At 61.8% G+C, this 10,523-nt stretch carries 7 protein-coding genes; 5 read left to right on the top strand and 2 right to left on the bottom strand.

Annotated features, from left to right (window positions below):
* Positions 1-417: 417 nt before the first annotated feature.
* The gene (locus ACSQ3E_RS28840; protein WP_115733289.1) at positions 418-1,143 is read left to right on the top strand and encodes a FadR/GntR family transcriptional regulator; all 726 of its coding nucleotides are present in this window, start codon (positions 418-420) and stop codon (positions 1,141-1,143) included.
* On the opposite strand, the gene ACSQ3E_RS28835 is transcribed toward ACSQ3E_RS28840, so the two are convergent.
* Entirely contained in the window at positions 1,126-2,373 is a 1,248-nt protein-coding gene (locus ACSQ3E_RS28835) for an ABC transporter substrate-binding protein (protein WP_310327945.1), read from the bottom strand. The two genes, ACSQ3E_RS28840 and ACSQ3E_RS28835, sit on opposite strands and share 18 nt — an antisense overlap.
* Before the next feature lie 227 nt (positions 2,374-2,600).
* Between ACSQ3E_RS28835 and ACSQ3E_RS28830 the strand changes: the two genes are divergently transcribed.
* Entirely contained in the window at positions 2,601-3,962 is a 1,362-nt protein-coding gene (locus ACSQ3E_RS28830) for an NAD(P)/FAD-dependent oxidoreductase (RefSeq protein WP_310327926.1), read from the top strand.
* 432 nt (positions 3,963-4,394) lie between these two features.
* Here the strand turns inward: ACSQ3E_RS28830 and ACSQ3E_RS28825 are convergent, their stop codons facing one another.
* The gene (locus ACSQ3E_RS28825) at positions 4,395-5,096 is read right to left on the bottom strand and encodes a LuxR C-terminal-related transcriptional regulator (RefSeq protein ID WP_436125295.1); all 702 of its coding nucleotides are present in this window, start codon (positions 5,094-5,096) and stop codon (positions 4,395-4,397) included.
* A 439-nt stretch (positions 5,097-5,535) separates the two neighbouring features.
* Here ACSQ3E_RS28825 and ACSQ3E_RS28820 point away from each other — a divergent pair, with 439 nt between their 5' ends.
* The 3 genes from ACSQ3E_RS28820 to ACSQ3E_RS28810 all read left to right on the top strand — a co-directional run bounded on the left by ACSQ3E_RS28820 (position 5,536) and on the right by ACSQ3E_RS28810 (position 10,253).
* Positions 5,536-7,245, top strand: coding sequence for an APC family permease (locus ACSQ3E_RS28820; RefSeq protein ID WP_436125294.1), 1,710 nt, complete (start codon positions 5,536-5,538; stop codon positions 7,243-7,245).
* Between the two features lie 381 nt (positions 7,246-7,626).
* Positions 7,627-8,520 (top strand): bifunctional methylenetetrahydrofolate dehydrogenase/methenyltetrahydrofolate cyclohydrolase FolD, encoded by an 894-nt coding sequence (folD, locus tag ACSQ3E_RS28815; RefSeq protein WP_436125293.1) that lies wholly within the window; start codon positions 7,627-7,629, stop codon positions 8,518-8,520.
* A gap of 53 nt (positions 8,521-8,573) precedes the next feature.
* The gene (locus ACSQ3E_RS28810) at positions 8,574-10,253 is read left to right on the top strand and encodes a formate--tetrahydrofolate ligase (protein WP_436125292.1); all 1,680 of its coding nucleotides are present in this window, start codon (positions 8,574-8,576) and stop codon (positions 10,251-10,253) included.
* Positions 10,254-10,523: the final 270 nt, after the last annotated feature.

Below are 10,523 nucleotides of genomic sequence, written 5' to 3'. Positions count from 1 at the left end.
CCCGCCACCCGGCACGTGATAGCGCTCCATCCCAGGCACAAGCAGGCCAGGCTGCACAATCAGGCTCGGACGCGGCGGGCCTGATACAACTTCGGGGTAGACTGAAATCGTCATCGCCACCTCGTCCAAAACTTGCCTGTGTGTAAAATTAATTGAGCCAGAAGAATACTCAATTTTAGCACAGCCGCAAGACTTCGTTTCGTCGCGTTGACGAAAAATGCGGCGGGGTGACCCTGCGGCAGACAGCCTCCAGGCGTTGTCAGGGACCATCCGTCAGCCGCCCGTCGCGCGATTGTCGCGCCTCGGTCGAGCGTGTACTGGACCAGATTCGATAAATATTTCAAACTTGGACTGCACTGCGCTAGGATTCGTCCGGTGCCGTGGCCACGAGGCAGGACTGACATGCAAGGTCGCGCAATGAAGGTTGAAACCGGCCAGCTCACATCGCAAATCATCGCCTCCTATTCGGTGGGAGCGACGGTGCAGACCGTGCTCGACCGGCTGTTTGCCAAGATTCAGTCCGAGGAATATCCGCTCGACACGCGCCTTCCCTCGGAACGGGCGCTGGCCTCGGAGATGGGGGTCGCGCGCAACACGGTGCGTGAAGCACTGGATGTGCTGGAAGACCGCAAGGTCATCAAGCGGCGTCCCGGCAGCGGCAGTTTCGTCACCTACCGTTCGGAAGAAGTGCCTGAAAGGGCGGAGAGTTCGGTCGCGCTGGAAACCAGCCCGCTCGACCATCTTGTCGTGCGCGGTATCCTCGAACCCGAAATGGTCCGTCTCGCGGTCATCAACATGACCCCGCGCGAGGTCTGGGATCTCGAACAGCTGATGTCGCAGATCGAAAACGTGCACACCGACGTTGCCGCCTTCGTCAAATGCGAAGAGGAGATCTACCGCAAGATCGCCGAGGGTACGCACAACCCCCTGTTGGCATCCTGCTACAATCTGGCGATCGAGGCCTGCCGGGTGAGCTTCCGCACCACGCAGCTGCGCCGGCACCTGTCGCCGAAGCGGATCCTCGAATACCAGCAGCGCTACAACGCGCTGTTCAACGCGATCGCCTCCCGCGACGTCGAGCGCGCCGTCGAGTTCATCAAGCTGCATCTGGTCGAGGAGCAGAAGCTACTTTTGCAGGATTGATTCCGGCGTTCGTGCCTGCAGGGCGGTGCCATTGTCGCTCGCCCGCAGGCGCTGGTCCCAAAGCTGGCCGAGATCCGACATCTCCTGCTTCAGCAGGCCGCCATGGCGTTTCAGCCAGCGCGGGATCGAGCCAAAAGCGGCGATCTTGGCCTTGCCGTTCTTCAGCGTCACCACCGGCCAGTCGCCGACAAGCGCGTTGTCGATGCCGAACATGCTCTCGCCCCACCAATGCGCCGGGCCGAAGGCGTGGGTGACGTGACCGAGTTGCTTCATCGCCGCCAGCACGGACGCGGGATTGACGCTGTTCGATTTTTCGACCGCCGCATGCCAGATGTCGAGGATGGCGACATACTCCCAGCTCACCGCCGTCCAGGTGCCGGGGAAGCGGCTGTTGTACTCGTCGAAGAAGCCCTTCGGCTGGTTGAAGAAGAACGTCTTGTCCGTCAGCTTCTCGTCGTCGAAATCCGGGAACTGGAAAACGAAGCCTTCCATGAATTCGACCGAGGTCCGGGCGACGAGCTGGTCGTAATAGTCCAGCGTGCAGGATATGATCTGGCCCTTGAAACCCTGCGCATACGCGTATTCGGTCATCGCATGGACCATCGGCGTATAGCTGGTGCACCAGCACAGGATATCGGCCCCCGAATCCAACATCGGCTGCACGATCGCGGCCGCATCGGCCGTATCAGGGTCGTACTGGATCTCCTTGGCGATCCTCAGCTTGGCCGCCTTGAATGCCGCACGATAGGTCGCGAGCGAAGGCAGGCCCAGCGCGTCGGTCTGGCTGCAGACCGCCACCGTCCGCAGCTCCGGCCGTGCCTGCGCCAGCCACTCCACCCCCGTCACGTTGAAGATCGGATGCAGTTCGCTCGGCGCGATCAGGTATGGGGTGTCGGGCGACAGGTCGCTTGGCAAAAGCGTCGACGTCAGGACCTTGCGCTGCCTCAGGTAGTCCCTGATCTCAGCCATCGTGTCGCCGCCCAGCATCATCAGCAGTTTGACGTCATGGCGCTCGATCAGCTGGCGCGCACCTTCCAGCGCCCGGCCGGCATCATAGCCGCAATCGAATTCGACGATCCTGATCGGATAGCGGCGGCCGTTGATCATGAGCCCACCGGTCCGGTTCAGCCAGTCCTCCCAGATCCGGCAGCCATGCAATCCGGGCAGCCCCCAAGACTCCACTTGACCACTGAGCGGTCCGAGGAATCCAATGTTCACCGCGTCCGGCATACCGACGGAGAGCCGGGGCAGGACGCTGGAAACGGCGAGTCGATGGGCAAAGCTGGAGTTCGTCATGGCCGTGAATACCACCAAAAACAGGGCGTTTCATCCTAACCGAGCGAAATTTTCCTTCCTCACAGGAAACACGTCGTTGACAAATTGGTATAATGGCAGGCAACATAACTGAACCAGAGGAACCAATAACGAAATTTGGTCTATACCAAAAGGAGGAAACCATGACAGCCAAGCGTGTCGCCGTGATCGGTGCCGGACCGTCGGGTCTGGCGCAGTTGAGGGCATTCCAGTCGGCCGCGGCGAAGGGCGCGGACATCCCGGAAGTTGTCTGCTTCGAGAAGCAGGCCAACTGGGGCGGCCTTTGGAACTACACCTGGCGCACCGGCCTCGACCAGTATGGCGAGCCGGTACATGGTTCGATGTACCGCTACCTCTGGTCCAACGGCCCCAAGGAGGGCCTGGAATTCGCCGACTATTCCTTCGAGGAGCATTTCGGCAAGCAGATCGCCTCCTACCCGCCGCGCGCGGTGCTGTTCGACTACATCGAGGGCCGCGTAAAGAAGGCCGGCGTCCGCAAATGGATCCGCTTCGAGACCGCCGTCCGCATGGTGACCTGGAACGAAGAGACCAAGAAGTTCACCGTCACCGTCCAGGACCTGCCCAAGGATCATTGCTACTCCGAGGAGTTCGACAACGTCATCGTCGCCTCGGGCCACTTCTCGACCCCGAACGTGCCCGAGTTCCCGGGCTTCGACCGCTTCAACGGCCGCATCCTGCACGCCCACGACTTCCGCGACGCCCGCGAGTTCGCAGGCAAGGACATCCTGATCGTCGGCACCAGTTACTCGGCCGAGGACATCGGCTCGCAGTGCTGGAAGTACGGCGCCAAGTCGATCACCAACTGCTATCGCACAGCACCCATGGGCTTCAAATGGCCCGACAACTGGGAAGAGCGCCCGCTGCTGGAAAAGGTCGAGATCAATACCGCCACCTTCAAGGACGGATCGACCAAGAAGATCGACGCGATCATCCTGTGCACCGGCTACAAGCACCACTTCCCGTTCCTGCCCGACGACCTGCGTCTCAGGACCGCCAACCGGCTTGCGACCGCCGACCTCTACAAGGGCGTCGCCTATGTCCACAATCCGGCGATGTTCTATCTCGGCATGCAGGACCAGTGGTTCACCTTCAACATGTTCGACGCCCAGGCCTGGTGGACACGCGACGTCATCCTTGGCCGCATCAAGCTGCCCGACAGCAAGCAGGCGCTGCTCGCCGATGTCCAGCAGCGCGTTGCCGGCGAGGATGCCGGCAAGGACTCGCATGACGCGATCGAATACCAGGGCGAATACGTCAAGGAGCTGATCGCCGAGACCGACTATCCGAGCTTCGACGTCGACGGCGCCAACGAAGCCTTCTTCGAGTGGAAGGAACACAAGAAAAAGGGCATCATGGAGTTCCGCAACCACTCCTACAAATCGGTCATCACCGGCACCATGGCGCCGGCCCATCACACGCCTTGGAAGGACGCGCTCGACGACTCGCTGGAATCCTACCTGCGCACCGCCGAAGCGGCCGAGTAAAAGCCGGCCCATCCGGGCCGCCTGACTTTCCTAGCATGAAACGCCGCCCCAGACGGGGCGGCATCCCTTTTGTGCGTCTTCATGATGGCCAGCGCAACGAAAAGCGGCTGTACGGGGAACTCATCCAGCTGCTGTTTTCGCACCTCCAAATGAGTGCCACTGCGGGTAGGTCATCGGTACCGATCCCCTCGCCGCTTCCTACGCATCTTAGGTCACGATAGCCCCACCCCTGCCCCGTTTCATGGCCGCGAGGAGTCCTATTCCCGCAGCCCGGAATCCACGGGCAATAGACGTTTCCGCTCCCTCGCACCTAAGGGAACGGTTGGAGCTGAGCTTGTCGAGAAAGTGTAGCCAGGCTGAGGTGACTGCGTCCGAGAGAGTGGAATGTGGATGAGCCGGCCCTCGAGGGCACAGCTCATCCGGAGCCGGCAGTTACTGCGAACTCAGATGCGGCCCGCGGTTTTTCTCGCTGGCGTAGAGCGCCACCGCCATCGCGCGATTGCGGACGTCGAGCTTGTCGTAGAGATTCTTGAGGTGGTACTTGACCGTGTTCTCCGAGATCCCGGTGCGCGCGGCGATCTGCAAGTTGGTCCAGCCATCGGCCAGCACCGACAAGAGCTCGCGCTCGCGCGCGGTCAGCCGTGACAGCGGCGTGTCGTTGATCTTGGACACGTCCATGTAGGGAATGCAGATGCGGCCGTGTGCGACGGCGACGAGCGTGTCAAACAGGATCGCCGGATCGTCGAACTGATAGCAGAAGCCCTGCACGCCAAGGCGCACGCATTGCTTGAGGATCGAGATGTCGTGGTCGTTGGAGAAGATCACCACGCGGGCATGAAGGCCGCGCCGCTGCATCTCGGCCAGCACCTCGCCGGAATCCATGTCCTGCAGCCGCCAGCCCAGCACCGCGATGTCGAACTGGGACTCTGCCGCCGAGGCCGCCTCGAGGAAGGCCTTGCCGGTCTGCACGCTTTCGGCCAGTTCGAAGCGGCTGTCGCGCGAAAGCATGTCGCCAAGGGCTGCAATGACGAGCGGATTGCGCTCGGCGATCAGAACCCTGAACCTGTTTTCCTTCACCACTGGCACCACCTCTATCCCGATGCCCTGGCGCTGACCCTTCCATTCGGCGTTCATGTTCCTCCCGCCTATGTTCGTGCACGCACCTCTTGCCGACGTCTCCTGCGCTGGATCGCTCCTCCCCGGACGTGCCCGGGATCGACCCTTACATCGCAATTCATATCATGAATGATTTTTTCATTCCAGTGGATGCGGCATTTTTGCTGCCGAACGGACCGAAAAGCCGGCAAACGGCAGCAAAGCCTGCCTTCCCACCCATTCGGGTAGGTCGTCGCTGTCCAGAGAGACATCTTTGCGTGCCCAATTTTCCAACCGAGGGTACCAGTGGTGAAGATTGGTCCAATGCTGCGACAAAATAGCTTGACGGCGCTTCGAATTCGGACAAACTTCACTTTGAGGAAAAAAAGAAGCCTAAGCGGAAACTGCCGCCGTACCATGAAAACCGGAAAAGCCGGGCCTGGACGACGGGCATTCTAATCAATGGGGAATTGAACCAATGAGCGCTGTTACGGACATCAGTCCGGCGGATTCCGCCGGCCAGCTTCACAGGACAATCGATTGGCGAGGCGCCTTCTGGGTTGCCAGCGGTGTGCCGCCTCTTGTCCTGTTCTCGATCGGCGGTATTGCCGGCACTGCCGGCAACATCGCATTCGCGATCTGGATCTGCTCCATGCTGATGGGCTTCATCCAGTCCTTCACCTATGCCGAGATCGCCGGCCTGTTCCCGAACAAGTCGGGCGGCGCTTCGGTCTATGGCGCCACCGCCTGGCTGCGCTATTCCAAGTTCGTCGCACCGCTGTCGGTATGGTGCAACTGGTTCGCCTGGTCGCCGGTGCTGTCGCTCGGCTGTTCGATTGCCGCCGCCTACATCCTCAACGCGCTGGCACCAATCCCCGGCTTCACCGAGGCCTCGCCCGAGGTGCTGCAGTACATGGCTGCCAATGTCGGCACCACTGCCGCTGACGCCGTTGCAGCGGTCACCGCAGCTGCTACGCCCGGCATCCGCACCTGGACGCTCTACAGCCATTCGCTCGGCCCGGTCGGCTTCTCGCTCAACGCCACCTTCTGGATCGGCGCGGTGCTGATGCTGCTGACCTTCGCGATCCAGCATCGCGGCATTCTCGGCACCGCTGCCGTGCAGAAGGTCGTCGGCCTGCTGGTCATCGTGCCGCTTTTGATCGTCGGCGTCGTGCCGATCCTCACCGGCCAGATCAACTGGGACAACTACTCGCCTTTCGTGCCGTTGGCAGCCGCCTATGCGCCTGAACCCGGCGCGTGGAACGTCGCCGGCTGGACGCTGGTTCTCGGTGGCATGTTCATCGCCGCGTGGTCGACCTACGGCTTCGAAACCGCTGTCTGCTACACCCGCGAATTCAAGAACCCGGCCACCGACACCTTCAAGGCCATCTTCTATTCCGGCCTGCTCTGCATGCTGCTGTTCATGATCGTGCCCTTCACCTTCCAGGGCGTTCTGGGCCTCAACGGCATGCTGGCGACGCCGATCGTCGACGGTTCCGGCGTTGCCGACGCGCTTGCCGGCATGGTCGGCGGAGGCGGGCTGGTGAAGAATCTGCTGGTCATGCTGATGATCCTCGCCCTGCTGCTCGCCATCATGACGGCAATGGCCGGATCGTCGCGCACGCTCTACCAGGGTTCGGTCGACGGCTGGCTGCCGCGCTACCTCAGCCACGTCAACGAGCACGGCGCGCCGACCCGCGCGATGTGGACCGATCTCATCGCCAACCTGTTCGTCCTGGCCATCGCCTCGACGGATGCGACGAGCTTCTTCTTCATCCTCGCCGTGTCGAACTGCGGCTACATCATCTTCAACTTCCTCAACCTGAACTCCGGCTGGATCCACCGCATGGACAACGGCCACATCCAGCGGCCGTGGCGCGCGCCCACCTGGCTGATCACGGTCGGTGCCCTGTTTGCCTACGTCAACGCCATCTTCATGGGCGCCGGCGCCAAGGTGTGGAACCCGATGGCCCTGTGGGCTGGCCTGTTCACCGCGGCCCTGATCATCCCGGTGTTCTGCTACCGCCACTACATCCAGGACGGCGGCAAGTTCCCCGAGCACATGCTCGAGGATCTCGGCATGCAGCAGAGCGACCTGCGCGTGAAGAAGGCGGGCATCCTGCCCTACCTGACGCTCGTCGCCGGTCTCGCGGTGGTGCTGCTTTCCAACTGGTTCTTCGTGCTCTGAAGCTTGAAGTACATTCAACCTGCGAAGGCCGGCGCAAGCCGGCCTTTTGCATTTGGCACCGGCGCGATTCCAACTTTTCCCGCGAATCGCATGACTGCTCTATCTTCTTGTTTTCGCGCGATTCATTCCGGAATCTGCCGCCCTCTTGTCGTAGGATCGCCCCGGCGTCGTCCGCCCACGCAACGACGAAAAGCGCCCTGGGCCAATATTTCTTTCCATGAAAGATTTTTGCATTATGGTTGACTTTCGCCCCCGTCTGCTGCTATAGATTCAGACGGGAAAATTCAGCGCAAAAAGCTGTCCGGATAGTGTAATCCGGGGCTGGAACCGATGGCTCATGCCATAGGATCGTACGCGCGCGCCTGGGAGGAATTGCACAGCATGACGACGGTAATCGATGGCAAGGCAGTTGCCGCCGATGTGGTGACGAAGGTCCGGATCGCAGCCGAAAAGCTGATCGCCGAGACCGGTGTCGTCCCCGGCATCGCAGTGGTCATCGTTGGCCACGACCCGGCAAGCCAGGTCTATGTCGCCTCCAAGGGCAAGAAGGCCAAGGAATGCGGCTTCCACTCGGTCGAGCACGCGCTGGCGTCCGACACCTCGGAAGCCGATCTGGTCGACCTGGTGCAGAAGCTCAACGCCGACCCCAAGATCCACGGTATCCTGGTCCAACTGCCCCTGCCCGACCATATCGACGCCGGCAAGATCATCCAGACGATCTCGGCCGACAAGGACGTCGACGGCTTCCATTTCACCAATGTCGGCAAGCTCGGCACCGGCGAGCTCGACACCGCCTTCGTGCCCTGCACGCCAGCCGGCTCGATGCTGCTGATCGAGCGTGCGCTCGGCCGTGACCTGTCGGGGCTCAACGCGGTGGTCGTCGGTCGCTCCAACATTGTCGGCAAGCCGATGGCCAACCTTCTGCTCAATGCCAACGCCACCGTCACCGTCGCGCACAGCCGAACCAAGGACCTGCCGGCTTTGTGCCGCAGCGCCGACATCCTGGTCGCTGCCGTCGGTCGTCCTGAAATGATCAAGGGCGACTGGGTCAAGCCGGGCGCCACCGTCATCGACGTCGGCATCAACCGTCTCGAGGGCGGCGCCAACGGCAAGTCGAAGCTCGTCGGCGACGTCGACTACGGCAGCGCCGCCGAGCAGGCCGGCGCCATCACACCGGTGCCGGGCGGCGTCGGGCCGATGACCATTGCACTTTTGATGGCCAATACGGTCGTCTCGGCCTTCCGTTCGGCGGGCCAGTCAGCACCACGTTTTTAATCTGGGAGCCTAGGGCTCCACGGAAATCGAACCAAACTCAAGGGAAGAGAGTCATGGCCGAATTCAAGACCGACATCGAGATCGCGCGTGCGGCGAAGAAGAAGCAGATCCAGGAGGTCGGCGCCAAGATCGGCATTCCGACCGAGCACTTGCTGCCTTATGGCCACGACAAGGCGAAGATCTCGGCCGAGTTCATTGCCAATGCGCGCAAGAACAAGGACGGCAAGCTGATCCTGGTCACCGCGATCAACCCGACGCCCGCCGGCGAAGGCAAGACCACGACGACCGTCGGCCTCGGTGACGGTCTGAACCGCATCGGCAAGAAGGCGATCGTCTGTATCCGCGAAGCCTCGCTCGGGCCGAACTTCGGCGTCAAGGGCGGTGCAGCCGGTGGCGGTTATGCCCAGGTCGTGCCGATGGAGGACATGAACCTCCACTTCACCGGCGACTTCCACGCCATCACCACCGCGCATAACCTTTTGTCGGCGCTGATCGACAACCACATCTACTGGGGCAACGAACTCGGCATCGACACCCGCCGCGTCGTCTGGCGCCGGGTGATGGACATGAACGACCGCGCATTGCGCGAAATCAACTGCTCGCTCGGCGGCGTTGCCAACGGGTTTCCGCGTGAAGCCGGCTTCGACATCACGGTCGCTTCGGAAGTCATGGCGATCCTGTGCCTGGCGACCGATCTGAAAGATCTCGAAAAGCGCCTCGGCGACATCATTGTTGCCTATCGCCGCGACAAGACGGCCGTTTATGCCCGCGACCTCAAGGCCGATGGCGCCATGGCGGTGCTTCTGAAGGACGCGGTCCAGCCGAACCTGGTGCAGACGCTGGAAAACAACCCCGCCTTCGTCCATGGCGGCCCGTTCGCCAACATCGCGCATGGCTGCAACTCGGTGGTCGCCACCACCACAGCGCTCAAGCTCGCCGACTATGTCGTCACCGAAGCCGGCTTCGGCGCTGACCTTGGTGCCGAAAAGTTCTTCGACATCAAGTGCCGCAAGGCGGGCCTCAAGCCGGCAGCCGCCGTCATCGTGGCGACGGTCCGCGCCATGAAGATGAATGGCGGCGTCAAGAAGGAAGAGCTCGGCAAGGAAAATGTCGATGCGGTGAAGAAGGGCTGCGCCAACCTTGGCCGCCACATCGAAAACGTCAAGCAGTTCGGCGTGCCGGTTGTCGTGGCGATGAACCACTTCGTCTCCGACACCGACGCCGAGATCGCGGCGATGAAGGACTATGTCGCCGGCATGGGTGCCGAAGCGATCCTGTGCAAGCACTGGGCCAAGGGTTCGGCCGGCATCGAGGAGCTCGCCCACAAGGTGGTGCAGCTCGCCGAAAGCGGCGCATCGCAGTTCTCGCCGCTCTACCCCGACGAGATGAAGCTGTTCGACAAGATCGACACCATCGTCAAGCGCATCTACCGCGGCTCGGAGGCGATCGCCGACAAGTCGGTGCGCGACCAGCTCCATGCCTGGGAACAGGCCGGCTACGGCCATCTGCCGGTGTGCATGGCCAAGACGCAGTACTCGTTCTCGACCGACCCGAACCTGCGCGGCGCGCCAACCGACCACGTCGTGCCGGTGCGTGAGGTGCGCCTGGCCGCCGGTGCCGGCTTCATCGTCGCCATCTGCGGTGAGATCATGACCATGCCCGGCCTGCCCAAGGCACCGTCATCGGAAAAGATCTTCCTCAACGAACAGGGCCAGATCGAAGGGCTGTTCTGAGGACAAACCCCTCTCCCAAGGCGCTCCAATCCACCCCTCCTGTCCCCCAGGCCCGGAGCGCCCTTTCAAGGCCTGGCACCTCATGTGCCAGGCTTTTTTTTGCCCGCCGCCAAGCCGACGGGAAAGCCTGTTGACCAGCACAGGCCCGGAAGAAACGACAGGCAAAATGTTGCCTATCAGTAAAAATTCTTGCACTTGGATATTGCCCTAGAGGCAAATTTGGGTTCAAATGTCCCCAACAAATGACCGCCTCAAGGCAAGACCGCGGGC

The sequence above is a fragment of the Aminobacter sp. LjRoot7 genome, assembly GCF_964252895.1.
Classification (GTDB): Bacteria; Pseudomonadota; Alphaproteobacteria; order Rhizobiales; family Rhizobiaceae; genus Aminobacter; species Aminobacter aminovorans_B.
The sequence above is the reverse complement of the archived record's forward strand: the minus strand, read 5'-3'. Positions and strand labels throughout refer to the sequence as shown.

Bases quoted from the DNA above. Each gene is read 5' to 3' on its own strand.
- ACSQ3E_RS28820 (WP_436125294.1), top strand. From the start codon at position 5,536: ATGAGCGCTGTTACGGACATCAGTCCGGCGGATTCCGCCGGCCAGCTT.
- ACSQ3E_RS28825 (WP_436125295.1), bottom strand. From the start codon at position 5,096: ATGAACGCCGAATGGAAGGGTCAGCGCCAGGGCATCGGGATAGAGGTG.
- ACSQ3E_RS28840 (WP_115733289.1), top strand. From the start codon at position 418: ATGAAGGTTGAAACCGGCCAGCTCACATCGCAAATCATCGCCTCCTAT.
- ACSQ3E_RS28835 (WP_310327945.1), bottom strand. From the start codon at position 2,373: ATGCCGGACGCGGTGAACATTGGATTCCTCGGACCGCTCAGTGGTCAA.
- folD (WP_436125293.1), top strand. From the start codon at position 7,627: ATGACGACGGTAATCGATGGCAAGGCAGTTGCCGCCGATGTGGTGACG.
- ACSQ3E_RS28810 (WP_436125292.1), top strand. From the start codon at position 8,574: ATGGCCGAATTCAAGACCGACATCGAGATCGCGCGTGCGGCGAAGAAG.
- ACSQ3E_RS28830 (WP_310327926.1), top strand. From the start codon at position 2,601: ATGACAGCCAAGCGTGTCGCCGTGATCGGTGCCGGACCGTCGGGTCTG.